23 protein-coding genes and 2 tRNA genes are annotated in these 25,897 nt (G+C 68.2%); 21 read left to right on the top strand and 4 right to left on the bottom strand.

Annotated features, from left to right (window positions below):
- The first annotated feature begins 176 nt into the window (after positions 1-176).
- The 9 genes from H0B56_RS12580 (at position 177) to H0B56_RS12540 (ending at position 10,451) form a co-directional block, all read left to right on the top strand.
- Entirely contained in the window at positions 177-1,628 is a 1,452-nt protein-coding gene (locus tag H0B56_RS12580; protein ID WP_246361106.1) for an ABC transporter substrate-binding protein, read from the top strand.
- Positions 1,628-2,581, top strand: a complete 954-nt coding sequence (locus H0B56_RS12575) for a carbohydrate ABC transporter permease (RefSeq protein WP_180893205.1) — start codon at positions 1,628-1,630, stop codon at positions 2,579-2,581. The genes H0B56_RS12580 and H0B56_RS12575 overlap by 1 nt, the downstream gene beginning before the upstream one ends.
- Positions 2,582-2,586: 5 nt before the next feature.
- On the top strand, positions 2,587-3,513 hold the full coding sequence (locus tag H0B56_RS12570) for a carbohydrate ABC transporter permease (protein WP_180893204.1): 927 nt from the start codon (positions 2,587-2,589) through the stop codon (positions 3,511-3,513).
- Positions 3,513-4,628 carry an ABC transporter ATP-binding protein gene (locus H0B56_RS12565; RefSeq protein ID WP_180893203.1) on the top strand — a complete coding sequence of 372 codons (1,116 nt, stop codon included), beginning with the start codon at positions 3,513-3,515 and terminating at the stop codon, positions 4,626-4,628. Before H0B56_RS12570 ends, H0B56_RS12565 begins: the two co-directional genes overlap by 1 nt.
- A gap of 14 nt (positions 4,629-4,642) precedes the next feature.
- Positions 4,643-5,407, top strand: a complete 765-nt coding sequence (locus tag H0B56_RS12560; protein ID WP_245818702.1) for a DeoR/GlpR family DNA-binding transcription regulator — start codon at positions 4,643-4,645, stop codon at positions 5,405-5,407.
- A 58-nt stretch (positions 5,408-5,465) separates the two neighbouring features.
- The gene (locus tag H0B56_RS12555; protein WP_180893202.1) at positions 5,466-6,542 is read left to right on the top strand and encodes an ABC transporter ATP-binding protein; all 1,077 of its coding nucleotides are present in this window, start codon (positions 5,466-5,468) and stop codon (positions 6,540-6,542) included.
- Between the two features lie 67 nt (positions 6,543-6,609).
- Entirely contained in the window at positions 6,610-7,260 is a 651-nt protein-coding gene (locus H0B56_RS12550) for a class II aldolase/adducin family protein (RefSeq protein ID WP_180893201.1), read from the top strand.
- A 9-nt stretch (positions 7,261-7,269) separates the two neighbouring features.
- Complete coding sequence (locus H0B56_RS12545) at positions 7,270-8,730, top strand: FGGY-family carbohydrate kinase (protein ID WP_180893200.1); 1,461 nt, start codon at positions 7,270-7,272, stop codon at positions 8,728-8,730.
- Between the two features lie 80 nt (positions 8,731-8,810).
- Positions 8,811-10,451 (top strand): glycerol-3-phosphate dehydrogenase/oxidase, encoded by a 1,641-nt coding sequence (locus H0B56_RS12540; RefSeq protein ID WP_180893537.1) that lies wholly within the window; start codon positions 8,811-8,813, stop codon positions 10,449-10,451.
- 40 nt (positions 10,452-10,491) lie between these two features.
- Here the strand turns inward: H0B56_RS12540 and H0B56_RS12535 are convergent, their stop codons facing one another.
- Entirely contained in the window at positions 10,492-11,040 is a 549-nt protein-coding gene (locus H0B56_RS12535; RefSeq protein WP_180893199.1) for a MarR family winged helix-turn-helix transcriptional regulator, read from the bottom strand.
- A 453-nt stretch (positions 11,041-11,493) separates the two neighbouring features.
- On the opposite strand from H0B56_RS12535, the gene H0B56_RS12530 reads away from it, so the two are divergent.
- Both H0B56_RS12530 and H0B56_RS23245 read left to right on the top strand, forming a co-directional pair.
- On the top strand, positions 11,494-11,922 hold the full coding sequence (locus tag H0B56_RS12530) for an excalibur calcium-binding domain-containing protein (RefSeq protein ID WP_219632694.1): 429 nt from the start codon (positions 11,494-11,496) through the stop codon (positions 11,920-11,922).
- Between the two features lie 4 nt (positions 11,923-11,926).
- Positions 11,927-12,598, top strand: coding sequence for a class F sortase (locus H0B56_RS23245; protein ID WP_219632693.1), 672 nt, complete (start codon positions 11,927-11,929; stop codon positions 12,596-12,598).
- A gap of 111 nt (positions 12,599-12,709) precedes the next feature.
- Here the strand turns inward: H0B56_RS23245 and H0B56_RS12520 are convergent.
- A tRNA-Gly gene (locus tag H0B56_RS12520) sits at positions 12,710-12,780 on the bottom strand.
- An 87-nt stretch (positions 12,781-12,867) separates the two neighbouring features.
- On the opposite strand from H0B56_RS12520, the gene H0B56_RS12515 reads away from it, so the two are divergent.
- The 5 genes from H0B56_RS12515 (at position 12,868) to clpX (ending at position 17,759) form a co-directional block, all read left to right on the top strand.
- Positions 12,868-12,941, top strand: a tRNA-Pro gene (locus tag H0B56_RS12515).
- A gap of 246 nt (positions 12,942-13,187) precedes the next feature.
- Positions 13,188-14,693 carry a trigger factor gene (gene tig / locus H0B56_RS12510; protein WP_180893198.1) on the top strand — a complete coding sequence of 502 codons (1,506 nt, stop codon included), beginning with the start codon at positions 13,188-13,190 and terminating at the stop codon, positions 14,691-14,693.
- Between the two features lie 214 nt (positions 14,694-14,907).
- The gene (locus tag H0B56_RS12505) at positions 14,908-15,546 is read left to right on the top strand and encodes a ClpP family protease (RefSeq protein WP_180893197.1); all 639 of its coding nucleotides are present in this window, start codon (positions 14,908-14,910) and stop codon (positions 15,544-15,546) included.
- A gap of 35 nt (positions 15,547-15,581) precedes the next feature.
- Positions 15,582-16,238, top strand: a complete 657-nt coding sequence (locus tag H0B56_RS12500) for an ATP-dependent Clp protease proteolytic subunit (RefSeq protein ID WP_089301796.1) — start codon at positions 15,582-15,584, stop codon at positions 16,236-16,238.
- 219 nt (positions 16,239-16,457) lie between these two features.
- The gene (gene clpX, locus H0B56_RS12495; RefSeq protein WP_180893196.1) at positions 16,458-17,759 is read left to right on the top strand and encodes an ATP-dependent Clp protease ATP-binding subunit ClpX; all 1,302 of its coding nucleotides are present in this window, start codon (positions 16,458-16,460) and stop codon (positions 17,757-17,759) included.
- Between the two features lie 36 nt (positions 17,760-17,795).
- Here clpX and H0B56_RS12490 read toward each other — a convergent pair whose 3' ends face one another.
- Complete coding sequence (locus tag H0B56_RS12490; RefSeq protein ID WP_180893195.1) at positions 17,796-18,626, bottom strand: formate dehydrogenase accessory sulfurtransferase FdhD; 831 nt, start codon at positions 18,624-18,626, stop codon at positions 17,796-17,798.
- Positions 18,627-18,705: 79 nt separating this feature from the next.
- Here H0B56_RS12490 and H0B56_RS12485 point away from each other — a divergent pair, with 79 nt between their 5' ends.
- Together H0B56_RS12485 and H0B56_RS12480 are read left to right on the top strand one after the other, a co-directional pair.
- Positions 18,706-19,368, top strand: a complete 663-nt coding sequence (locus H0B56_RS12485; protein ID WP_180893194.1) for a GOLPH3/VPS74 family protein — start codon at positions 18,706-18,708, stop codon at positions 19,366-19,368.
- 112 nt (positions 19,369-19,480) lie between these two features.
- Positions 19,481-19,735, top strand: coding sequence for a DUF397 domain-containing protein (locus H0B56_RS12480; RefSeq protein WP_180893193.1), 255 nt, complete (start codon positions 19,481-19,483; stop codon positions 19,733-19,735).
- A gap of 84 nt (positions 19,736-19,819) precedes the next feature.
- Here H0B56_RS12480 and H0B56_RS12475 read toward each other — a convergent pair whose 3' ends face one another.
- Positions 19,820-20,827, bottom strand: coding sequence for a hypothetical protein (locus H0B56_RS12475; RefSeq protein ID WP_180893192.1), 1,008 nt, complete (start codon positions 20,825-20,827; stop codon positions 19,820-19,822).
- Positions 20,828-21,080: 253 nt separating this feature from the next.
- Here H0B56_RS12475 and H0B56_RS12470 point away from each other — a divergent pair, with 253 nt between their 5' ends.
- From H0B56_RS12470 to H0B56_RS12460, 3 genes are read left to right on the top strand one after another with little or no spacing between them, the layout of a single operon-like run.
- Positions 21,081-23,729, top strand: coding sequence for a valine--tRNA ligase (locus H0B56_RS12470; RefSeq protein ID WP_343063871.1), 2,649 nt, complete (start codon positions 21,081-21,083; stop codon positions 23,727-23,729).
- 45 nt (positions 23,730-23,774) lie between these two features.
- Positions 23,775-25,259, top strand: a complete 1,485-nt coding sequence (locus H0B56_RS12465; protein WP_343063870.1) for a bifunctional folylpolyglutamate synthase/dihydrofolate synthase — start codon at positions 23,775-23,777, stop codon at positions 25,257-25,259.
- A gap of 41 nt (positions 25,260-25,300) precedes the next feature.
- Entirely contained in the window at positions 25,301-25,651 is a 351-nt protein-coding gene (locus H0B56_RS12460) for a DUF4233 domain-containing protein (RefSeq protein WP_219632737.1), read from the top strand.
- The last annotated feature ends 246 nt before the right edge of the window (positions 25,652-25,897 follow it).

The following is a 25,897-nucleotide window of genomic DNA, read 5'->3' as shown; positions in this document are numbered from 1 at the left end:
ATGTGAAGAACACTTGACTTGATGTTAAAACAGCGGCAGACTCCTGTGACACAGACCACCACGAGGGTGTTGTCCCGGGTCGGGGACCGCACTGCTCGACAGCGAAGGCTCCTGGCCGAGCAGCGCGGGGGACTCGCGTGGTTGCGCGCCGATCATTCGGAGGTTTCGTCAACACCATGGACCACAACCAGTTTTTCGACAGTCTCGCGAGCAGGGGGATCAGCAGACGGGGCATGTTGCGCATCGCCGGCACCGCGGCAGCCGTCGCCGCCGGCTCACCGATATTGCAGGCATGCGGCTTCGGCGGCGCCGGGGGGCAGAGCGGCGGCTCCGAGGCGGACGCTGTCACCGGCTCGTTCGACTGGCGCAAGCACGAAGGCACGACCGTGCGGCTGCTGATGAACAAGCACCCGTACACCGACGCACTCAAGGCGAACCGGAAGGAGTTCGAGGAGCGGACCGGCATCAACCTGGAGGTCGACGAGTTTCCCGAGGCGAACTACTTCGACAAGCTCACGCTGGAGCTGCAGTCCCAGCAGGGCAACTATGACGCCTTCATGCTGGGTTCGTACATGGTGTGGCAGTACGGTCCACCCGGCTACCTCGAGGACCTCAACCCGTGGATCCAGAACTCGTCGGCCACGCACGCCGAGTTCGACCCGGATGACTTCTTCCCCAACCTGCTCACCGCGGGGCAGTGGAACTTCGAGAAGGGCGCTCCACTGGGCGGCGAGCAGCAGTGGATGCTGCCGTGGGGATTCGAGACCAACACCGTCGCCTACCGCAAGGACGTGTTCGACAAGCTCGGCCTGCGACCCGCGGAGACCTTCGACGAGCTGATCGAGGTCGCCGCTGCCATCACCGAGAAGGCCCCGGCGGCGGGCTTCGGCGACATGTACGGCATCGCGGTGCGCGGCTCCAAGGAATGGGCGACCATCCATCCCGGCTTCATGACGATGTACTCGCGGATGGGCTTGACCGACTTCGACTTCTCGGGCGGCGAGCTCGTCCCGAAGATGAACTCGCCGGAGGCGGTCGAGTTCACCGATAAGTGGGCCCGGATGGTCCGGGACTCGGGGCCGTCCGGGTGGACCTCCTACACCTGGTACCAGGCCTCCAGCGATCTCGGTGCGGGCAAGGCGGGCATGCTCTTCGACGCCGATATCGCGTCGTACTTCCAGAACACCGACACCGCCGCGGAAGGCAAGATCGCCTGGTACCCGGGGCCAAAGGGGCCCGATGGCTCGCTGGACACGAACATGTGGATCTGGTCGCTCGGGATGAACGCCGCGTCCGAGAACAAGGAGGCGGCGTGGTGGTTCCTCCAGTGGGCAACGTCGAAGGAGCACCTGCAGTTCGCCGCGACCGAGAAGCAGCACATCGACGCCGTCCGTCGGTCGATCGCCGATTCGAGCGAGTACAAGGACATGCTGTCCAAGCACACCGGGTTCATCGAGACGTTCGAAGAGGTCATGCCGCACACCGAGATCCAGTTCACCCCGCAGACCAGCTTCTTCGACGCCACGACCTCGTGGGCTGCCGCGCTGCAGCAGATCTACGGTGGCGACGACGCGGCGTCGACCCTCGACCGTCTGGCCAGTGACCTCGACAGGACGGTCAACCAGTGATGTCGGCGCCCGTCGATTCCGAAGACCGGCAGCTCAGCGCTGCCCAGCCGTCGCTGCGCGCGGCGCCGACCGTCTCCAGGCGGCGCCGCGCCATGCGCCCCTACATCCTGGTCGTCCCGGCGGTGTTGCTGTGTGTGGGCGTGCTCTACCCGTTCGTCCTCGGTGTCTCGTACACGTTCTTCGACTTCTCCGCCACCAACCCCGAACCGGACTTCATCGGTTTCGACAACTTCGCGAACATCCTTTCCAGCGACGCGTTCTGGAACTCCGCCCGGGTCACCGGGTTGTTCGCGCTGGCCGCGACCGCGGTCGAGACGGTCCTGGGGATCGGGGTGGCACTGCTGCTCAACCGCAGCAGCCTGATCGGCCGGATCTTCGAGCGGGCGCTGATCGCGCCGCTGATGGTGGCGCCGATCCTTGCCGCGATCATGTGGCGCCTGTTCCTGCTTCCGGAGGTCGGCTGGGTCAGCCCGATCGCCGAGTCCGTGGGCATCGGCAACTACACGGGGACGGACTCTCCCGTGGGAGCGTTCGCCTGGTCCGTGGTCGTCGATACCTGGATCTTCACCCCGTTCGTCGCCATCATCGCGCTGGCCGGGCTCCGTTCGCTGCCGCGCTCACCGTTCGAGGCGGCAGCGGTCGACGGGGCGGGCTGGTGGCTGACCTTCCGGAGGCTGACGCTGCCCATGATCTGGCCGTACGTGCTTGTCGCGGTGATCTTCCGGCTCATGGACAACCTGAAGATGTTCGACGTCATCTTCGGCCTCACCACGGGCGGCCCCGGCGACGCGACGACCACCCTGCAGATCAGTGCCTACCTCGACGCGATCAGCTACGCGCGGTACAGCCAAGGCCTCACCCACATGATCTTGCTGTGGGCGCTGGTGTTCCTGACCTTGATGATCCTGGTCCGCTACCTGCGCAGGGTCCAGAACCGCGCCGCGGGAGTGTGATGTCGATGTCCACAACGGTTACCGAAACGGCAGACCCGAGCGGCAGTACCGCCGCCGGTAGCGACGTGGCGCCCGCGCGGCCGCGGCCGGAGCTGCGGTCCAGCAGGCGCAAGGCGCTCGCCGGGTCGCTCGCGAACGTCTCGCTGGCGGCCTACTTCGCCTTCTCGTTGATCCCGATCGTGTTCATCCTGGCGCTGAGCCTGAAGTCCAATGCGGACCAGACCACGACCTACCTGGCATTCACCCCGACGCTCGAGAACTACCGGACCGTGCTCGGTATCGGTGACGGCGGTTCGTCCTACGTACGCTTCTTCCTCGCCAGCCTGGTGACCTCGGTCGGTGCGGTGCTCGTCTCCCTTGCCATCGGCATCCCCGCGGCGTACGCGGCAGCGCGGTACCGCTTCCGTGGCAGCGAGGACCTGCTGTTCACGCTGCTGAGCTTCCGCTTCGCGCCGGAGCTCGCCGTCATCATCCCGCTGAGCGTCATCTACCAGCAGCTCGGGCTGTACGACACGTTCGTCGGCATGATCTGGGTACTTCAGCTGGTCACGATGCCGCTGGTGGTGTGGATCCTGCGCTCGTTCTTCCAGGATCTGCCTGCCGAGCTGGAGGAGGCCGCGCTACTCGACGGCTACACCCGGCGGCAAGCCTTCTTCAAGACAGTCCTTCCCCTGGTGCGCCCGGGCATCGCCGCGGTCTCGCTGCTCGCGTTCATCTTCGCCTGGAACAACTTCATCTTCCCGTTCACGCTGACATCCAGCAACGCGCAGACCGTGACGGTGAGCTCGCTGGCCTTCCTCGGGGGCAATCAGGTTCAGTTCAACCTTGTCGCGGCGGGAGTCGTCATGGCCGCGCTCCCGCCGCTTGTACTCGCGCTGTTCATCCAGCGTTACCTGGTACGCGGCCTATCCTTCGGGGCGGTGAAAAGCTGATGGCAGCGATCGAGGTACAGGGCGTACGGAAGAAGTTCGGCAAGCTTGTCGCGCTGGACGACGTGTCGTTCTCGGTGGCCGACGGCGAATTCTTCTGCCTCCTCGGGCCGTCCGGTGCGGGTAAGACGACCACGTGCAAGAGCGTCGCGGGCCTGGTCCGGCCGGACGAAGGTACCGTGCGCCTTGCCGGCCATGACGTGGGAGACGTCGAGCCGAACCATCGCGACCTCGCGATGTGCTTCGAGAGCTACGCGCTCTACCCGCAGCTCAACGTCTTCGACAACATGGCCTCCCCACTGCGCTCGCCGCGTTTCCGGCTGTCCGACGACGAGACACGCGAGCGGGTGGGCCGCACGGCGGAGATGCTCGGAGTCGCACAGCTGCTCCACCGCGGTGTGGATCAGCTGTCCAACGGCCAGCGGCAGCGGATCGCCCTCGGCCGGGTGCTCGTCCGGCCCGCGGAGGCGTACCTGCTCGACGAGCCGCTCGCCCACCTGGACGCGAAGCTGCGTACGGCCATGCGCGCGGAACTCAAGAGCATCAGCCACGGTGACCTGAACACCACCACGATCTACGTCACGCACGACTACGTGGAGGCGCTGTCGTTGGCCGACCGCATCGGTGTCCTCAGGGAAGGCCGCATCCTGCAGGTCGGCACCCCGGAGGAGATCTGGGACAGGCCGTGCAACGCGTTCGTCGCCGAGGCGTTCGGCAAGCCGCGGATCAGTTTCGTGGATGGAGGCCTCGTCGACGGCGAGCACGGGCTCCGGTTCGTCAGCTCGGACGGCGCCGTCGAGGTGCCTGTCCCGGGGGTCGAGGCGACCGCGGGTGAGGCGGTGCGTATCGGTGTCCGGCCGCACGACCTGGAGCTGCATCCCGGTGCCGAGGACGTGCCCGCGGGCCGGGTGTGGGTGAACGGGGTCGTGTACGTCCTCGAACACCTCGGTAGGCAGACCGAGGTCACCGTCCAGGTCGGTACGGCGCTGCTGTCGGTGGTCGTGCCGCGCGAGGATGTCCCCGACCTCGCCAGAGACGACAGGGTGGGGCTGTCGCTCGACCCGTGCGCGGTGCACGTCTTCGCGCGGGGAGAGGACGAGAGGCGGATCTCATCGTAATGGAGGGCAGGATCGTGCGAAGTCCGGAAGGTCGGCAGAAGGAGATCTCTGATCTCGTGCTGGAACGCGGAAGTCTCTCCGCGCAGGAGCTGGCCACGTTGTTCGATGTCAGCGTCATGACCATCCACAGGGACCTGGACGAGCTCGAACGGCAAGGGTTCGTGCGCAAGTACCGGGGTGGCGTCACGGCGCTGCCATCCGGTGTCTTCGAGTCCAACGTGGCGTACCGGCAGAAGGCGATGCGCGCGGAGAAGGAAGCGATCGCCAAGCACGCGCTGCAGTACGTCGAGCCCGGTATGTCGATCATGCTGGACGACGCGACCACGGCCGCCAAGATGATCCCGCACCTCGCCGGCTTCACACCCCTGCGGGTGGCGACGAACTACCTGGAGGGAATGCGCCAGCTGAGCCAGATACGTGAGGTCGCGTTGATGGCGCTCGGTGGCGACTACGAGCCGTTGCACGACTCGTTTCTCGGTGAGACCTGTCTGGAGTGCATCGAGTCGATCCGGGTGGACGCTGTGTTCATGTCCACCTCGGCGCTGTCCGGCCAGTACAGCTTCCATCAGGAGGATCGCATCGTCGCGGTGAAGCGCAAGATGCTCGAGGTCGCGGCGAGGCGATACCTGCTGGTCGACCACAGCAAGCTCGGCAAGGTGGCTCTGCGGCGGCTGGTCTCGCTGTCCGAGTTCGACCTGGTCATCGTCGACTCCGGCGCCCCGGAGCACGCCTTGGCCGAGCTGGCGCGCCGGGACGTCGCCTACGAACTCGCGTCGTGACCGCACCCGAACGATCAGCGACTCACCGGGGCAATTCACCGGAGATGGAGTGGAAACCATGAGTGACCTTGCGATACGGGATCTGCGCAAGACCTACCGGACCAAGGGGCGTCCGGAGGTTCACGCGGTGCGCGGTTTCGACCTCGAGGTAGACAGCGGCGAGCTGGTCGGCCTTCTCGGGCCGTCCGGGTGCGGGAAGTCGACTACCCTGCGCATGATCGCCGGGCTGGAGGATGCCACCAGCGGCGACATCCGGGTCGGCAGCAGCTCGGTCGTCGGGCTGCCCCCGCAGCGGCGCAACATCGGTGTCGCGTTCGAGAACTACGCCCTGTACCCGCCGCTGAGTGTCTCGGAGAACATCGCGTTCGGCCTGCGGGCTCGCGGGAAGGGCGACCGCAAGAAGCGGGTCGCCGATGTGGCGCACCGCATCGGCCTCACCGACATCCTGGATGCCACACCGGTGGGATTGTCCTCCGGGCAGAAACAGCGGGTGGCGCTGGCGCGAGCGATCGTCCGGCGGCCCGATGTGCTGCTGCTCGACGAGCCACTGTCGCACCTGGACGCCGGGCAGCGTGACACGACGCGGCGCGAGCTCCGGCACCTGCAGCAGGAGCTCGGATACACCACGATCCTGGTCACCCACGACCAGGAGGAGGCGCTGAGCCTCGCCGACCGAGTCGTGGTGATGAACGACGGTGTCGTGCAGCAGGTCGGCACTCCGGACGAGATCTACGACGACCCGATGAACCTGTTCGTCGCCCGGTTCGTAGGGGAACCGCCGATGAACCTGCTCGACGGCGCCCACCAGGCGGACGGCACTGTCCGGCTGTCCGGGGAGACCCGCGTGGCCGTCGGCGACGTACCGGATGCGGTGGGGCCGGTCGTGCTCGGCGTGCGACCGGAGGACGTCGTGCTCGCCGGTGAGGCCGACGCGGACGTCAGCGGCGTTGTCGTGGTCTACGAGAACCTGCTCGAGCACGGCCTGCTCACGGTCGAGCTGCCCGGTGCCGAGGAGCGCATCGTCGCCCAGACAGCTCCGGGGCTGGGTCTGGAACCGGGCCGCGAGGTGTCACTGGCCCTGCGCCGTGATCGCACCTACCTGTTCAGCGCGGAGACCGGCAGGAGAGTTCGTTGAGCGGGCAGCTCCGGCCGGTGCGTCACCCGATGGACTGAACAACACGGGAAACGAAGGGAATACCATCATGCTTCTGAACGACGAACGGCGCCAGCTTGTCGACTACGGCAAGCGGATGCAGGCCGACAACCTCACCGTAGGAACCTCGGGCAACATCAGCATCCGCAGTGGCGACCTGATCGCCATCACCCCGAGCGGGGCCGCCTACGACGAGCTCACGCCGGAGTCGATCAGCGTCATCGACCTTTCCGGAAGGCACGTGGACGGGCAGCTGGAGCCTTCCTCGGAGGTGCCCATGCACACCAAGGTCTACCAGCACACGGACGCGGTCGCGGTCGTGCACACCCACCCGCTCTATGCCAGCGCCCTGTCCACACTGCTCGATGAGATCCCGCCGGTGCACTACATGATCGCCCTGCTCGGCGGGCCCGTGCGGGTGGCTCCCTATGCCACCTTCGGCAGCCCGGAGTTGGCCGAGAACAGCGTACACGCGATGAAGGACCGGTACGGTGTCGTTCTTGCCAACCACGGGGCGACCACCTACGGGGAGAGCCTGCGCAAGGCCTACAGCCGCAGCATTTACCTCGAGTGGGTCTGCCAGATGTACTACCAGGCGCGCCTGCTCGGCCGGCCGCGCCTGTTGCCGGAGGACGAGATCGACCGTGTCGGCGGGAAGCTGACCACCTACGGGCAGACGGTCGAGCCATCCACGACGTAAGGGCGGGCGATGGAGACTTTTCTCGGTGTAGACGTAGGCACCACCGTCACCAAGGCCACGCTCTTCGACGAGGCGGGCACGAGCCTCTCGGTCGTCGAGCGGGCCACGCGGCTCGAGCAACCCGCACCGGATCGCGTCGAGCAGGATGTGGAGGAGGTCCTGGCCAGCGTGGCCGAGGTGATCGCCGAGCTGCTCCGGAGCAGCACGAGGCAGGCGCCGAGCCTGCTCGCCATCACCGGCCAGGGTGACGGGTGCTGGCTCGTCGACGAGCGTGGGTGGCCCACCCGCAAGGCGGTGTCCTGGATGGACGCTCGGTCGAGCGGCGTGCTCGCCGAGTGGGAACGCGATGGTACGGCGGAGAGTGTCTTCCGGGTGACCGGCAACGCGCTGTTCCCCGGCGCGCAGGCCTGCATCTTGCGGTGGTTGGACCGGCACGAGCCTGACGCGCTCGACAGGGCGAGCACCGCAACGTACTGCAAGGACGTCATCTTCCAGCGGTTGACCGGCGTGCGCGCCACCGATCCGTCGGACGCGTCGCTGCCGTTCGGGAGACCCGACGGTGCGGGCTACTCCGAGCAGGCACTGAAGCTGTGCCGGCTGGATCACCGGGCCGGGCTGCTCCCGCCGGTCACCGGGCCGGTGCCGGTCGCCCCGCTCGACGCGGCCGGTGCCGCGCTGACCACGCTCGCCGAAGGTACGCCGGTGACGGCTGGTCCTTTCGACCTGTCCGCCTGCCCGGCAGGCGCCGGCGTCACCGAGCCGGGCGACGGCCTGCTGATCATCGGTACGACACTCGCCTGCACGGTCGTCACCGACGCCGTCGACGTCCAGACCCGGGCCGGCGCCACAGGGATGCACCTGGCGACAACCCGGCCCGGCCGCTGGCTGCGCGTGCTGCCGGCCATGGTCGGCAGCGCCAGTCTGGACTGGGTCCTTGGCATGCTCGGCAAGGACCACGACGACCTCGACGCGGCGATCGCGGGCAGTGTCGCCGGGGCCGGGGGAGTGGAGATGCTGCCCTACCTGTCGCCCTCCGGGGAACGTGCGCCGTTCGTCGACGCGCGGGCCAGCGGGCAGCTCACCGGGCTGCGGCTGACGGCGTCCGCGGCGGACATGGTCCGGGCGACCTGCGAGGGGATCGCCTACGCGGCGCGCGACTGCTTCGCGTCGACGCCGCTGGAGGGGGAGCTCGTCGTGTGTGGCGGTGGGGCGCGGTCACGGCGGTGGCTGCAGGTCTTCGCCGATGTCCTGCAGCGGCCGTTGACGGTGACCCCGGATCCGAACGTCGGGCCGCGCGGGGCCGTGCTCAGCGGCCTGGAAGCAACGGGGCACGCGGTCGACCGGCGTGCGTGGTTGCCGCCCGGGGACGTCGTCGAGCCGGACCGGCGGCTCGCCGAGAGCTACGAGCGTGGGTTCGCCCGTTTCACGCAGCACCGCGAGGCTGCACGACCGTTGTGGAGGAGCTCGTGAGTACCGGAAACAACGCACGCGGCAGCACGACCGAGGCCACCCGGCTGGATCCGGCGCAGCGCGTGCGCGCGCTCGAACGCATGGCTCGGGAGACCTTCGACGTCGTGGTCGTCGGGGGTGGTGTGACGGGTTGCGGCACGGCACTCGACGCCGCGAGCAGGGGCTTGTCTGTCGCGCTCGTGGAGATGCGCGACTACGCGTCGGGCACGTCGAGCCGTTCCGGCAAGCTCATCCACGGTGGACTGCGCTATCTCGAGCAGGGCCAGTTGGGCCTGGTGCGGCAGGCGCTGACCGAGCGGGCGCTGATGCTGGAGCGGTTGTGCCCGCACCTGGTGCGGCCCGTGCGATTCATCTACCCATTGCGGCACCGGGCTTGGGAACGGGCATACGTGGGAGCCGGCCTGATGCTCTACGACAGCATCGGGGGAGCGGGGGCCGTGCCCCGACACCGGCACCTCGGCCGCAGGGCGGCGCAGCGCCTGGCTCCCGACCTCGGCGGTGACGGGCTCACCGGCGCGGTCACCTTCTCCGACGCGCAGGTCGACGACGCACGGCACACGGTGACCCTGGCGCGCACCGCGGCCGCCTACGGGGCGGTCGTCGCCTCCGGGGCCAAGGTCGTCGATTTCCTTACCGAGGGCGAGCGCATCAGCGGGGTCTTGGTACGCGACAGCGACACCGGGCACGAGTTGCCGGTGCGTGCGCACCAGGTGATCAGCGCGACCGGAGTCTGGAACGACACCCTGAGCGCACGCGCTGCAGCCACCGGGGGTCTACGGGTGAGCGCCTCGAAGGGCGTGCACGTGCTGGTCCCACGCGAGCGGATCCGCTCGGAGGCCGCGATCCTGCTCCGCGCCGAGGACAGCGTGCTGTTCGTTCGGCCGTGGGGCAGGCACTGGCTGATCGGCACCACGGACACGCCGTGGCAGCAGGATCTCGACCACCCTGCGGCTACCGGGGCGGATGTCGACTACTTGCTGCGTAACGTCAACCGGGCCATTCGGCCGAGGCTCACCCGCGACGACGTGGTGGGTGCCTTCGCCGGGCTGCGGCCGTTGCTTACCGCCGATGCGGGCAGCACGAGCGCGTGGAGCCGCGAGCACGCTGTCACGTGCCCGCGGGAAGGGCTCACCGTCATCGCCGGTGGCAAGTACACGACCTACCGGGTGATGGCCGCTGACGCGGTGGACGCCGCGTTGCGGAACGCGGCAGGGACCGTCCCGGAGTCGTGTTCGGCCGAGGTCCCGCTGCTCGGTGCCGATGGTTACCAGGCCGTCTGGAACTGCAGGCACCGACTGTTCGAACGCTCGGGCCTGCCGGTGGACCAGGTCGAGCGGCTGATCGGGCGCTACGGCTCCCTTGTCGAGGAGCTGCTCGACCAGCTCGCCGAGCACCCCGAGTGGGGCGAGCCGATCCCGGGTGCGGAGGACTACCTGATGGTCGAGGCGGCGTACGCGGCGACCCACGAGGGGGCGCAGCACCTGGACGACGTGCTGTGCCGCAGGCTGCACGTCGGTATGGAGACCGCCGACCGCGGGGTGTGCGCCGCGCGGCACGTGGCGCCGGTCATCGCCCCCGTACTGGGATGGGACGCCGGGGCTACCTCGCGCGAGATCGAGCGGTACGCGCGCAGGAGCGAGGCCGAACGGCTGGCACAGCTGGCCGACACCGACGAGGCGGCCAGCGCCGCCCGGCTGTCCGCACGGGACCCCCGCCTGTAAGGAGCCCTCCCGGATTACCGCTGGTCGGTCACGGCGGGAATCACTGGGACTCGCTGTCCGCCGCGAGCGAACGCATGTCGGCGAGGTCGAGCGAGCGTTCGAGGCGGCTGAGCAGGCGCGCGAGCTGACCGCGCTCGCTGTGCGTGAGCCCGCCGAGCATCCCGGCCTCGTTGGCGAAGTGCGCGGTGGCGACCTCGTCGACAACGGCCAGCCCCTTCTCGGTGAGCTCGACGTAGACGATCCGGCGGTCCTCGGGGTCGCGTTCCCTGTTGACCAGGCCCGCGGTCTGCAGCTTGTCGACCCGCTGGGTGATACCCCCGGTCGAAACCAGGTCGATATCGGCGAGCTTGCCCGCGGTGCACCGGTAGGGGTGCCCGAGGCGCCGGAGCGCGGCGAGCACGCTGAACGAGGAGATGCTCAGGTCGTAGTCGTTGAACAGCTCGGTGAGGTGAGCCTGGTACCGGTTGAACGCACGGTGCAGGCGGCCGAAGACGGCCAACCCGGAAGTGTCGAGGTCGGGCCGTTCCCTCCGCCACTGCTCCAGCATGAGGTCGACCGCGTCCGGCTCGGAGTTCGCTCGTCGCGTCATGACCGCCCCACAGGTTTAATGTTCATCGTTAAGAATATCGCTACTAAAATATCATGATTCATCGAGCGATGACGGCTCGATCCCGCTCCCGCGTATCTCCCGTGCGCGCAGCCGGTCCCCGGTTCGGCCGCCGGCATGCCGGCCGTTGGGCGGGTGTGTTGCCCGTTGGTCCGTCCAGGTCATCTCCGGGTGCGCGCGTGGATGTAGGGACAGGGATGTCGATCGGCCGGGGGAGGCAGTTCGCCCGCAAGTGTGGCTAGATCGCGCACCGACGGTCCGTCCCGTGACTCTGAGATTCGAGACGGGTCGTGGCTATGCGACCCGAACACGATAGTTGAAGGAATTTGGCGCCCGTCAGTAACACCGAGTGCACGTTCACCGACGTACCGCGTGTCTGGTATGTCTCCTTACTTCCAGATTCTGGATTGCCGTCGTCTAGTGGAAGGATCACCAATGTCTCGAATCCGCACGTTGATGGCTGGTGCCGTACTCGCCGCGGGCATGACCCTGCCGTTCGCCGGTGTGGCGCTCGCTCAAGATCAATACAATTGCGATGACTTCGAGACGCAAGAAGAAGCGCAAGAAGTGTACGACTCCGACACGAGCGATCCGAACGATCTTGACAGAGATGATGACGGTGTCGCTTGTGAGACCTTGCCGAGCGGGGACGGCACCTCGGGTTCGGACGGCGACGGAGACGGTACGCAGCCGCCGGCCGAGGAGGACGGCGACGACCAGGTGGAGCAGGTACCCGCGGGTGGCGTCGAGACCGGCGGTGGTCCCGCGGACTACGACCTCGGGTTGCTGCTCGGCGGCCTGGTGACCTTGGCCTTCGCCGGGGGAACGGCTGTAGTCGTTCGTCGCGCGAGTCAGGACAGCTGATCAGGTGGTCGGCGACAAAGGTGCGCGTAGCTACCCCCGGCGTACGACCTTGGTGGTCTCGGCGGGGGTAGCTGCGGTACTTGCCGTGGCCGGCATCGCGGCGGTCGCCATCGGAGTGCTCGGCGGCTCCGACGCGTCCACCACACCTTCCGCCGGCAGCGCGGTAACGGAGCGACCAACGACGGCGCCGGACTCGCAAGCGGCGCCCGGGACCGCGGCGACGGTGGGGCCGGAACGGATCGAGATTCCCTCGCTCGGTGTCGCCGCTCCCATCATGGACCTCGGGCTGCAGGCGGACGGGTCGCTGGAAGTTCCGCCAGGGGCGGAACGGGCCGGTTGGTATACCGGCGCGCCTGTGCCCGGTGAGATCGGGCCTGCGATCGTTGCCGCGCATGTGAACTGGGAGGGCGAGGACGGGCCGTTCGCCGCTCTCGACGAGCTGGGGCCGGGGGACCGCGTTGTCGTCGTGCGTGACGACGACACGGAAGCCGTGTTCCAGGTGGATCGTGTCGAGCAGTACGCCAAGGACCGGTTCCCGACCGAGCAGGTTTACGGCGACATCGATCACGCGGGGTTGCGGCTGATCACGTGTGGTGGCGCGTTCGACAGCGAGGCCGACAGCTACGAAGACAACGTCATCGCCTACGCGAGCCTGGTGCGAACGGCATCGAGCTGACTTCACGGGCGCGGCGTCCCGCTCGTCCAGCCGCGCACGACCGGTACGCGATCACTCCCGCGTCCGACGGCGGAGAACCGCGCACGCCTTCGGCATGCGGTCGTGGTCCGGAGCGGGTGACGGGAATCGAACCCGCACCGCCAGCTTGGAAGGCTGGAGCTCTACCATTGAGCTACACCCGCGTGCGGCCGGTATGCCGACCGGCGCGCACCCAGCTTAGCGGGTGGGGTTAGGCTCTTTGTGCACGGCCCGGGTATGTGGCTGTGCTGCGGGGTGTAGCGCAGCTTGGTAGCGCATCCGCTTTGGGAGCGGAGGGTCGCAGGTTCAAATCCTGTCACCCCGACGGATCCGGGTCGCCGCGGCGCGATGCCTCGGTGACCCGGTGCTCGAGCCACCACCGTGCTCGGTGCTGCCCGGTACCGGTGTCGACGATCCCGGTCGAGTGGTAGTGGGCGAGAGGTCTGCTCGGCCGGTTGGAGCGGCGCGCTCGGCTGAAGCGGCAACCGTGAGCGGGAACCCGATCTGTGCCGAAGGCAGACGAGGACAGACGAAAACAGTTGAAGGTATTGCAAACGCTGAGGAGCAAACGTTGAAGAGCACCGTCGAGCAGCTCAGCCCGACGCGCGTCAAGGTCAATGTCGAGGTGCCGTTCGACGAGCTGAAGCCGAACTTCGACCGCGCCTACAAGAAGATCGCGCAACAGGTGCGCATCCCGGGCTTCCGGCCGGGTAAGGCCCCGGCTCCCGTGCTGGAGAGCAGGATCGGTCGAGCTCCGGTGCTCGACGAGGTGGTCAATGAGGCCATCCCTGCCAAGTACATGGAGGCCGTGCAGTCCAGCGACATGCGCACGCTCGGTCGTCCCGAGTTCGAAGTCACCAAGATCGAGGACAAGGACGTCCTGGAGTTCACGGCGGAGGTCGACATCCGCCCGGAGATCACCGTTCCCGATGTCGAGGGCATGGCGGTCACCGTGGATGACGTCGAGGTCAGTGACAGCGATGTCGACGAGCAGCTCGACGAGCTGCGCGCCCGGTTCGGCACCCTTACCGGGGTCGAGCGGCCGGTCGCCGACGGCGACTTCGTCTCGATCGACCTGTCGGCGACCGTGGACGGCGAGGAGCTGCCGGACGCCAGCACGTCCGGGCTGTCCTACCAGGTCGGTTCGGGTGACCTCGTGGACGGCATCGACGACGCCCTGATCGGCATGGAGGCAGGCGGCACCACGACGTTCACCACCAAGCTGCTGGCAGGCGAGCACGCGGGCAACGACGCCGAGGTGACGGTGACCGTGCAGAGCGTCAAGGAGCGTGAGCTTCCCGAGGCCGACGACGAGTTCGCGCAGATGGCCAGCGAGTTCGACACGATCGAGGAGCTGCGCGCCGACCTGCGTGAGCGGATGAGCCGCTCCAAGTCGATGGAGCAGGGCGTGCAGGCGCGCGACAAGGTGCTCGATGAGCTCCTCGAGCGTGCCGAGGTGCCGTTGCCGGAGTCGGTCGTGCAGTCCGAGGTCGACGGCCGCAAGCAGGAAATGCTCCAGCAGGTCGGCGACGACGAGGACGCTCTGGCTCGCGCTCTTGAGGCCGAGGGCAAGAGCCTCGAGGACTTCGAGTCGGAGACCCGTGCCGAGGCCGAGAAGTCCGTGCGCACGCAGCTGTTGCTGGACACGATCGCCGAGCAGGAGGGCACCGAGGTGTCCGAGGCCGAGCTGACCGAGCGGATCATGTACCAGGCGCAGCGTTTCGGCATCAGCCCGGACGAGTACGTGCAGCGCGCCCAGCAGTCCGGGCAGCTCGGCGCGATCTACTCCGACGTGCGGCGGGGCAAGGCGCTGGCTACGGTCGTGCGCAGGACGTCGGTCACCGACGAGTCCGGCAACCCCGTCGACCTCGAGGCGCTGTTCGGCTCGGAGGAGTCGCAGGCGGGCGACGAGGCGGCCAAGCTCGCCGACGCCATGGAGTCCGACGCGGCCGAGGCGACCGAGGTGGTACAGCCGGACGAGGTCGAGGGTGCGGTCGCGGACGCGGGCGAGGCCACCGACGCCGGCGAGGCCGGGGAACGGTCCGAGGAGAGCGGCGAGGCCTCGAACGATCGGTGAAGCTCTCAGCGAACGTGGGCGGTGTCAGGCATTCTGCGCCGCCCACGTTCGTTAGGGTCGGTGACATGATCTCGCGACGAGGGCGCGAGACAGGGACCGACAAAGCGACCGACCAGGGTAGACATCAACACCGGGACGCATGCCTGTCCCGGTCAGGCACGACAACGGCACGAGAACGGTAGCCGCAGATGACCCCGGTACGGCCGGGGTCATCATGGCAAGAAGGCAGGCAGACGTGACGCACGACGCGACTTCCAGCATGCGGACGACCACCGCTGGAATGAATCTGACCGACTCGATGTACGAACGATTGCTGCAGGAGCGCATCGTGGTGCTCGGCTCCGAGGTCAACGACGATGTGGCCAACCGGATCACGGCCCAGTTGTTGCTGCTGGCGGCCGAGGACTCCGAGTCCGACATCCGCTTCTACATCAACTCTCCCGGCGGTTCGGTGACGGCGGGTTTCGCCATCTACGACACGATGCAGCTCATCGAGCCCCAGGTCGCGACCTACGCGATGGGCCTGGCCGCGTCGATGGGGCAGTTCCTGCTGTCCTCGGGTGCGCGGGGCAAGCGCTACTCGCTCCCGCACGCCAGGATCCTGATGCACCAGCCCTCCGCCGGGGTCACCGGCACGGCCTCCGATATCGCGATCCAGGCAGAGGTGTACGGCAAGTGGAAGCACGAGCTCGCCAAGATCACCGCGGACCAGACCGGCCAGACCGTCGAGCAGATCATCGCCGACGGTGACCGGGACCGCTGGTTCACCGCGGAAGAGGCCAAGGAATACGGGTTCGTCGACCACGTGCTCAGCCGTGAGAACCAGCTCGGCAGCGCGGAATCGAACAGCTGACCAACGAGCGGGTACAGGAGACAATCGTGAGTGAACTGCAGCTTCCCCATTCCGGCGGGTCCCAGCTCCCCTCTCAGCTGCCCCAGTCCCGGTACATTCTGCCGAGCTACATCGAGCGCACCAGCTACGGTGTCAAGGAGTCCAACCCGTACAACAAGCTCTACGAAGAGCGGATCATCTTCCTGGGCGTTCAGGTCGACGACGCGTCGGCGAACGACGTCATGGCGCAGATGCTGCACCTCGAGCACGAGGACCCGGACCGGGACATCGCCATGTACATCAACTCGCCGGGCGGGTCGTTCACCTCGCTGATGGCGATCTACGACACGATGCAGTTCGTCAAGCCGGAGATCCAGACGATCTGCCTCGGGCAGGCCGCATCCGCCGCCGCGGTGCTGCTGGCTGCCGGCACGCGGGGCAAGCGCATGGCGCTGCCGAACTCGCGGATGCTGATCCACCAGCCGGCGACGGAGGGCAGCTACGGGCAGGTGTCGGACCTGGAGATCCAGTCCAACGAGATCCAGCGCGTGCGCAGGCTGATGGAAACCACGCTGGCGACGCACACCAACAAGTCCGCGGACGAGGTCCGTAAGGACATCGAGCGCGACAAGATCCTGACCGCCGAGGAGGCGCTGCAGTACGGGATGATCGACGAGGTGCTCCCGTACCGCAAGGGAACCCCGGCGAGCTAACAGTTCGATCCCGAGACGCGTGTCGCCGGGGACACGACCCGGCGCACGCGTCTAGGGTGACCTCGCGGCGGCCTTTCGTTCGCGCTGCTCCCGTTGGGCGCTTACGAGGGGTACGGTCGACTTAGGCACACGACGAACCAGGACGCCAGCGCGAAGCTCATCACGACACGTCAGGTGCGCCGGATTCCGGGGCACCGGAGGGGACAGAGGTCAGCGGCCATGGCACGGATCGGCGAGGGCGGGGACCTGCTCAAATGCTCTTTCTGCGGGAAGAGCCAGAAACAGGTGAAGAAGCTCATCGCGGGGCCAGGCGTCTATATCTGTGATGAGTGCATCGACCTGTGCAACGAGATCATCGAGGAGGAGCTGGCCGAGGCCGGTGACGTCAAGCTCGATGAGCTGCCCAAGCCGACCGAGATCCACGACTTCCTCGAGCAGTACGTGATCGGGCAGGAAGACGCCAAGCGTTCGCTGTCGGTCGCGGTGTACAACCACTACAAGCGTATCCAGTCCGAGAACAAGGCCGGGCCGTCGGACTCGAAGGGCGAGTCGGTCGAGGTGGCCAAGTCGAACATCCTGATGCTCGGCCCCACCGGCTGCGGCAAGACCTACCTGGCTCAGACGCTGGCCAGGATGTTGAACGTGCCGTTCGCGATCGCCGACGCCACCGCGCTGACCGAGGCGGGCTATGTCGGCGAGGACGTGGAGAACATCCTGCTCAAGCTCATCCAGGCTGCCGACTACGACGTCAAACGTGCCGAGACGGGCATCATCTACATCGACGAGATCGACAAGGTGGCGCGCAAGTCGGAGAACCCTTCGATCACGCGGGACGTCTCGGGCGAGGGTGTGCAGCAGGCCCTGCTGAAGATCCTGGAGGGCACCTCGGCCTCGGTACCCCCGCAGGGCGGGAGGAAGCACCCGCACCAGGAGTTCATCCAGATCGACACGACGAACGTGCTGTTCATCGTCGCGGGCGCGTTCGCGGGCCTCGACCAGGTGATCAACGAGCGGGTGGGGCGCCGCGGCATCGGGTTCGGCGCGGACATCCACACCAGGTCGGAGACCCGCGACGGGGACATCTTCGCGGAGACCATGCCCGAGGACCTGATCAAGTACGGCTTGATCCCGGAGTTCATCGGCAGGCTCCCGGTCGTGGCCAGCGTGACGAACCTGGACAAGCCCTCGCTGGTCAACATCCTGACCGAGCCGCGCAACGCGCTTGTCAAGCAGTACAAGAGGCTCTTCGAGCTGGACAACGTCGAGCTCGAGTTCACCCATACGGCGCTGGAGGCGATCGCCGATCAGGCGATCCTGCGCGGCACCGGGGCGCGCGGGCTGCGCGCCATCATGGAAGAGGTGCTGCAGCAGGTGATGTACGACATCCCGAGCAGGGAGGATGTCGCCAAGGTGGTCATCACCGAGCAGACCGTGCGGGAGAACGTGAACCCCACGATCGTGTCCCGCCAGGCATCACGCAGGCAGCGCAGCAGCGGGGAGCGTGGCGAGAAGTCCGCGTAAGGGCGCGGCTGTGTTCACTCCGGGTTCATTCCGGGGTCACTCCGGTACGCGGTCGCCGCGGGTATAGACGTCGACGCCGTTCGTCGCCAGCGAACCGACGAGCGTCATGCCGTGCGCCTCGGCCAGGTCCACAGCCGGTGAGGTCGGGTCCTGCGTGGTGGCCAGTAGCGGCACGCCTGCCAGGACCGCCTTGCGTGCCAGCGTGAACGTGGCGCGCCCGGTGATCAGCATTCCGGTGCCGTAGGCCGAGACAGGCATCCGATCCCGCATCACCGCCCACCCGAGTAGCTTGTCGGCCGCGTTGTGCTGGTCGATGTCCTCGCGGACGGCGATGATCGCGCCGGAGTCGTCGAACAGCGCGGCTGCTGGCAACGCGCCCGTTGCCGCCGGGGTGCGCCGCCGGGACCGCACCGCGGACGGGAGCGTGGCCAGCATGTCGGCGCGCGCGGTGAACGGCGCGTTCGCCGGGTCGTGCCGGGCATGCACGCGGACCGCGTCGACGGCCGCGGTGCTGGTGACCGCGCAGGAATCGCCGGGGTCGACCGGAAGGCTCGCGCCCGGCTCCGGCGGCGGTACGTGCGGCGCCAGAGCGACATCCAGCACGTTGTAGGTGTTGTGCCCCTGATCGTCCGTACCGGCGCAGTAGCGGGCTGTCCGCACGTCCGCCCTGGAACCGATCACGCCTTCGGCGAGGAGGACCCCGTGGGCCAGCTCCACGTCCTGACCCGGCGTGCGCAGCGGGACGGCGACGGTGCGCCCGGCTACCCGCACGACGAGGGGTTCCTCGGCCGCGAGGGTGTGCTGCCGGTTCCGGGACGACCCGTCCGTGATGCGGCGTACCGGGGTTCGTACGGCGGTCCTGCCCACGTGGTGTTGCTCCTGCCTGTCGTCGCTGAACCGAGGACCTCGCCAGCGCGAGCGATCGGCCAGAGATAGCCTGTCGGTCATGATGCTCGCTGAGGACCTGTTGCTGCTCGCCTCCGACGACGATACGGGCCGCAGGATCGGGATGAACAATCTCGAGTACGCGCTGGCAGGTGCCCTGCTTATCGAACTGGTAGGGCTGGAACGGGTCGATGTCGCCGACGACGAGGACGCTGCCGTGCGGCTCACCGTCCGCGACGGCGCTCCTCCCGGCGAGGACTTCCTGGCCGGGATCCTGGACACGGTCGCCGAGCTCGACGGGCGCAAGCCCAAGGACGTGATCCTCGGGCTGAGCGGCGTGCTGGCGACCAGACTGCTCGACGGGCTCGCCGAGCGCGGTGTGGCGCGTGCCGACGGTGACGCACCCCCCGCGATCCTCCCGGTGAGCCGGTGGCCCTCCGAGGAGTCCAGCCACGAGTACGACGTTCGCGCGCGGCTGCGTCGCGCGTTGCTCGAGGACGAGGAGCCTGACGAGCGGACCGCCGCGCTGATCTCGCTGCTCGCCGCGATCGACGCGGTGCCGCGCGTCGCGGAGGGTGTCGATCGTGCCGCGATGCGCAAACGCGCCAAGTCCATCGCCGAGGGGCAGTGGGCAACCGGTCGGAACGCGCGGGCCATCGAGGAGATCACGGCCATGGTGATGGTCGCGGCCCTGGCGCCGACGATGATCACGGAGAGCGAGTAGCGCACCCACGATGGCTGTGGTGCGGAGCCGAATGCCGCGTTCGGTGCACGTGCGGTACCGGATGCGGCATCGGGCTGCTGCCTGCGCGCCGGACAAGACCGAAGGAGCATGCATGGCCGGGCCCGAGCTCACCGCCGCACGGTGGCAACGCAGTAGCTACAGCGGGGACGCGGCACGCTGCGTCGAGGTGGCGTTCTCGCCAGCCCGGTGGAGCAGCAGCAGCTACGACACCGACGAGGACGGGCACTGCGTCCAGGTGGCGGTGGCCGGGAGGTCCGTCAGCCTGCGTGACTCCAAGGACCCGTCCGGTGCCTCGCTCGTGCTGCCATCCCGGACGTGGAACGCCTTCCTGGACGGGCTGCGGTGACCGGCCGTGCCCGCTTGCCGTGCCTGCTCGCGGGGCCGGATGGTGCCGGCTCGCGCACGGCTCACCCGGTGACGCGACGCCGCGCTAGCATCCGTCCTCGTCGGTGAGCGGCTCATCGGGATCGAAGTAGTACTCGTCGTCGTGTTCCGCCCCCTGGGCGTCCCGCCTACGCTCACTGAAGGCGGGGGCGAGATAGCCGTCTTCGAGTGCCTCGCAGCTCATGGAGTAGTAGACGCTTTCCTGCTCCTCGGGCCACACGCCGTGGCTGCTCCGGGCGAACCCGTCCCCGGACACGACCGAGAACTGCTCCTCGATGCGGCGCAGCGACACGATGTCCAGCGGGTCGAGGAGCCGGTCGGGCTCGTCGGTGTCGAAGGCGTAGGCGACCGAGAACGATGCCTCGAAGGCGAGCTCGCCCGGCCCGCCGGGCTCCACGGCGAGGCTCCCGTTCACCTTGTGCTGCGCGGGAAGAAGCTCGAAGCTCTCCGCGATCCGGGTGACGTAGCCGGACGCGTGGTTCGGGTCGGCGAGCTCGGCCTCGATCTCGTCGCGCACGTCCGGGGCCAGCGTCGCCAGGTACGGCCCGGCGTCGTGCTCGGCGATGACACGCCGGTTCAGGTAGGCGGCCTCGATGGTGTCGAGTACCTGCTCGGTGGCCTCGGCGACCTCCCCGGCGGTGAACGATCCCACGGCCTCGGGCTCGGCGACATCGATCCCACCGATCCCGTCGTCCCAGCCGGCCGCCGGCGTGCCGGCGAACGGCTGATGCAGGTCGACGGCGGGCTCGGGCACCCGCGTCTGCGCCGTTCGCTCCGGCGGCTCGCGCGGCACCGGTTCGTCCTCCACGTCGGTTCCGGCGAGTGCCAGCACCGTGTCCCAGTGCGTGGCGAGCCCGGCCACGAGTAGCGGCACGGTGAGCGCGGCGACGAGCATGGCGACCGTGCGGGCGCGGGCGGAACCGCGGCCGGGCTGCCACTGCTCGCCTGCCTGGCGTGCCGTGCGCCTGGCGTGCCTGCGAGCCCGGAAACCCCGCCAGGCCGACTGGTTCCGGCCACCCGGGTCCGGGTGGCCGCCGACATCGCGATCGCGCACAGGTGAGTCCCCTAGAACATCCGAGCGTTACGTGCGGATTGGAGACTATCGAGTATTTGATGATGATCCAACCGTATTGCCCGCTCCGTTACTCCTGCCCGTTCATGTTCGCCGTCCGGCCCGCCCGCGAGGCCCGGTGGGGGCGAGCCGAAGGACTCCGTCGGTACATATGTGGTACCTGAGGAGTCCTTCGGCTCGCCCCCACGTGGCCCGTGTCAACCCCCGCGACGTGCGGTTCGTAGACTGGCAAGCTGTGACAGACAATGCAGCGCAGGCAGTGACCGAACTCCCGTCCAGCTGGGACCCGGCCGAGGAAGAGGACGCGCTCTACCAGCGCTGGGTAGACGCGGGTTACTTCACGGCCGACCCCGACTCGGGCAAGCCGCCGTTCTGTATCATGCTGCCGCCTCCGAACGTCACCGGCAGCCTGCACATGGGCCATGCACTGAACCACACCCTGATGGACGCCCTTGTCCGGCGCCGCAGGATGCAGGGTTACGAGGCGCTGTGGCTTCCCGGTATGGACCATGCGGGCATCGCCACCCAGAACGTGGTCGAGCGCGAGCTCGCCGGTCAGGGAGTCTCCCGCCACGACCTGGGCCGTGAACAGTTCATCGAGCGTGTCTGGGAGTGGAAGGAAACCTACGGGGGGATGATCCTCGACCAGATGCGCAGGCTCGGTGATGGCATCGACTGGTCGCGGGAACGCTTCACGATGGATGCCGGTCTGTCCCGCGCGGTGCACACGATGTTCAAGCGCCTCTACGACGACGGGCTCATCTACCAGGCCGAGCGCATCATCAACTGGTGCCCGCGCTGCCGCACGGCGCTGTCGGACATCGAGGTCGACCACAGCGACGACGAGGGCGAGCTGATCTCGATCCGCTACGGCGACGGGGAGAACTCCGTGGTGGTGGCCACCACCCGGGCCGAGACCATGCTCGGCGACACCGCGATCGCCGTGCATCCCGACGACGAACGCTACGCGCACCTGGTCGGTACCGAGATCGAGCTCCCGCTGACCGGACGGCACATCCCGGTCGTCGCCGACCACCATGTCGACCCGGAGTTCGGCAGCGGCGCGGTGAAGGTCACGCCCGCGCACGACCCGAACGACTTCGAGATCGGCACCCGCCACGAGCTCCCGATGCTGACCATCATGGACGAGTCGGCCGTGATCACGGCCTCCGGACCGTTCGAGGGGCTCGACCGCTTCGAGGCACGCCCAGCGGTGGTCGCCGCGTTGCGCGAGCAGGGACGCATCGTCGCCGAGAAGCGCCCGTACGAGCACGCGGTCGGCCACTGCTCGCGCTGCGACACGGTCGTCGAGCCGCGGCTGTCGCTGCAGTGGTGGGTGCGGGTCGGACCGCTCGCGCGGGCGGCGAGCGAGGCCGTGCGGGACGGTCGTACCGTGATCCACCCGCCGGAGCTGGCCAAGCGGTACTTCGACTGGGTGGACAACCTGCACGACTGGACGATCTCGCGCCAGCTGTGGTGGGGCCACCGCATCCCGGTGTGGTACGGCCCGAACGGCGAGACCGTCTGCGTGGGACCCGACGAGGAGCCGCCGTCCGGAGAGGGCTGGTACCAGGACGCGGACGTGCTGGACACGTGGTTCTCCTCGGGGTTGTGGCCGTTCTCCACGCTGGGGTGGCCCGATGACACCAGGGACCTCGCCACCTTCTACCCCACGAGCGTGCTGTCCACCGGATACGACATCCTGTTCTTCTGGGTCGCCCGGATGATGATGTTCGGGCTCTACGCCATGGGAGACCGTGAGCCCGGCCGTGCGGTGCCGTTCGAGCACGTCTACCTGCACGGCCTCATCCGCGATGCCAGCGGCAAGAAGATGTCCAAGTCGAAGGGCAACGCGCTCGACCCGCTGGACTGGATGAACGACTACGGTGCCGACGCCACCCGGTTCACCCTCGCACGGGGCGCCAGCCCGGGCAGTGACATCGCGCTGGCCGAGGAATGGGCCGCAGGGGCACGCAACTTCTGCACCAAGCTCTGGAACGCGACCAGGTTCGCGCTGATGAACGGCGCTACCGTCGACACGCCGCTGCCGGAGGCAGGCGAGCTGACCGAGGCGGATCGGTGGATCCTCGGCAGGTTGGGTGAGGTCGTCGGCGAGGTGGACGCGCGGTTCGAGGAGTTCCAGTTCGCGAAGGTGATCTCGGCGCTGTACCACTTCACGTGGGACGAGCTGTGCGACTGGTACCTGGAGCTGGCCAAGGTGCAGATCACCGGGGGACGTGCAGCGGGTACCCGTGCGGTTCTCGGGCACGTCTTCGACACGGTGCTGCGGTTGCTGCACCCGTTCGTCCCGTTCGTCACCGAGCGGCTCTGGACCGCGTTGACCGGCGGGGAGTCGTTGGTGATCGCGGACTGGCCCGGAGAGCGTGCCGCCTACGCCGCCTACGCCGACGCGGCGGCCACCAGCCGGATCGCCGATATGCAGAAGCTGGTCACCGAGATCCGGCGGTTCCGTTCGGACCAGGGCGTCAAGCCCGGGCAGCGGGTCGCGGCCCGCCTGTCCGGTGCGGGGTTCGCGGAGCTGGACGGGCACGAGGAGGCCATCCACACGCTCACCAGGCTCAACCGGGCAGGCGAGGCGTTCTCCCCGAGCGTGTCCTTCGAGGTGGGGCTCAGCTTCGGTGACGCGTCCGTGGAACTCGACCTGTCCGAGGCCGTCGACGTGGCCGCCGAGCGCAAGCGCCTCGACAAGGATCTGGACGCGGCGCGCAAGGAGCTGGAACAGACGGAGAAGAAGCTGGCCAATCCCTCCTTCGTGGAGAAGGCGCCCGCCGAGGTCGTCGAGAAGATGCGGGCACGCAAGCAGGCGGCGGAGACCGAGATCGAGCGCATCGAGTCGCGCCTGGCGTCGCTACCGAGCTCGTAGTGATGAATGACCCTCCGGGGTCGAACGCGTTGGGAGTACCACCCCGTGCACGATGATCGCGAGGACGAGGTTCTCGACGAGCTGTCCGAGGAGCAGCTCGCGGCGGGACCGATGCCGGACACCCCCGAGGCCGGTGACGAGCCGATCGAGCCGGACCCCGAGGAGGAGCGCCGCGCGCAGCAAGAGCTGCTGCGGGTGGAAGCGGAGCTGAACCAGCGGTGGGGCGAGACCAAGATCGCGCCGACCCTGAAACGCATCACGGCCCTGCTGAACATGATGGGCGAGCCGCATGCGACCTACCCGCTGATCCAGATCGCCGGAACCAACGGCAAAGGCTCGGTCGCGCGGATGGTCGATGCGCTGCTGACGAGGATGGGGCTGCGGGTGGGCCGCTACACCAGCCCGCACCTGCAGGTGGTGACCGAGCGCATCAGCGTGGACGGCTCGCCGGTCAGCGCGTCGACCTATGTGGACGCCTACGCCGACCTGCTCCCGTTCGTGTCCATGGTGGACGAGGCGCGGGCCGCGGACGCTCCGAGGATGACCAAGTTCGAGGTGCTGACCGCGCTGGCGTTCTCGATCTTCGCCGACGCCCCTGTGGAGGTGGCGGTGCTGGAGACCGGGATGGGCGGCACGTGGGATGCCACGAACGTCGGGGAGGCCCAGGTCGCCGCGATCACCCCGATCAGCCGCGATCACGTCGAGTACCTCGGCTCGGATGTCGCCTCGATCGCCAAGGAGAAGGCGGGCGTCATCGGCAAGGACGGCGTCGCGGTCCTCGCCGAGCAGGACCCCGAGGTCCTGCACGTGCTGATGGAGCGCGCGGTGGAGGTCGATGCCACGGTGGCGAGGGCCGGGCACGAGTTCGGTGTACTGGAACGGGAGAAAGGCGTCGGTGGCCAGCAGCTGAAGTTGCAGGGCCTCGGCGGTGTCTACGAGGACGTCTTCCTGCCGGTGCACGGCGAGCACCAGGCCGCCAATGCCGCGCTCGCGCTCGCCACCGTTGAGGCGTTCTTCGGCGCGGGACCCGATCGTCAGCTGGTGGTCGAGGCCGTCCGGGAGGCGTTCGCCGACCTCGCGCTGCCCGGCCGCCTCGAACCCGTCCGGGGCGCGCCAACCGTGTTGCTCGACGCGGCGCACAACCCGCACAGCGCGCAGGCCCTCGCCGCGACGGTGGACACGGAGTTCGCATTTCGCAGGCTCGTCGCGGTGATCGGCGTGCTCGACGACAAGGACGCGCACGGCATCCTCGAGGCGATCGAGCCTGTGGTGTCGGATGTGGTGGTGACGCGCAACGCGTCACCGCGCGCGCTGGAGCCCGAGGCACTCGCCGAGATCGCGATCCCGATCTTCGGTGAGGACCGTGTGCACGTGCACCCGCGTCTCGACCTGGCGGTGGAGTCGGCCGTGGCGCTCGTCGAGCACACCGAGGACCCGGAGGAGCCGCTCGCGGGCGGCGGTGTGCTCATCACGGGCTCGGTCGTCACCGCGGGCGAGGCCAGGGCGCTGTTCGGTAAGGATCCGGCGTGACAGGTGATGCGGGCACCCCGCCGCCACCCGCGAACGACCCGATGAAGGGGTTTCGCGGGGTGATGGCGGGCGCGCTGATCATGCAGGCGATCGTGCTCGGTCTCGCGTTGCTGGTCGTGGCCGACCTCGGTGCGGGTGTCACGAGCTGGCAAGGCTGGAGTCTCATGGGGGTCATCGCCGCGCTCCTGGCCAGCTGCGGCGTGTTGCGCCACCGGGGAACCGTTCCGGTGGTCCTGCTGCTGCAGGGCGCGCTGATCGCGTTCTTCGGTGCGCTCCCGGCCGTGGGGGTGGTCGGGGTGGTGTTCCTCGGGGTATGGATCTACATGCTGTGGCTGCGCCGGGAGGTGGCCAGGCGCATGGCCGAGGGCAGGCTACCGGGCCAGCAGGCGTAGCCCGGCAGCTGTAGCCCAGCAGGTGTAGCGGAGCGTCATCGCGAGTATCGCTCGCGACCTGCGATCTCGCCCGAGCGGGGGAGGTCCCCGGTCAAACCGGGCGCTTTTCGCGATTGGACGAATCTGTACGTTACCCCTGCTTCATCCGGACGTCACCTGTTAGTGTGACGCGGCTAGGTGCGGTGCTACAGGGTTGTTCACCACGTGACCGGCGGGCGGCTCGCGACAGCCGTCCGTAATGCACGC

Source organism: Haloechinothrix aidingensis, assembly GCF_013450155.1.
Lineage (GTDB): Bacteria > Actinomycetota > Actinomycetes > Mycobacteriales > Pseudonocardiaceae > Haloechinothrix > Haloechinothrix aidingensis.
The sequence above is the reverse complement of the archived record's forward strand: the minus strand, read 5'-3'. Positions and strand labels throughout refer to the sequence as shown.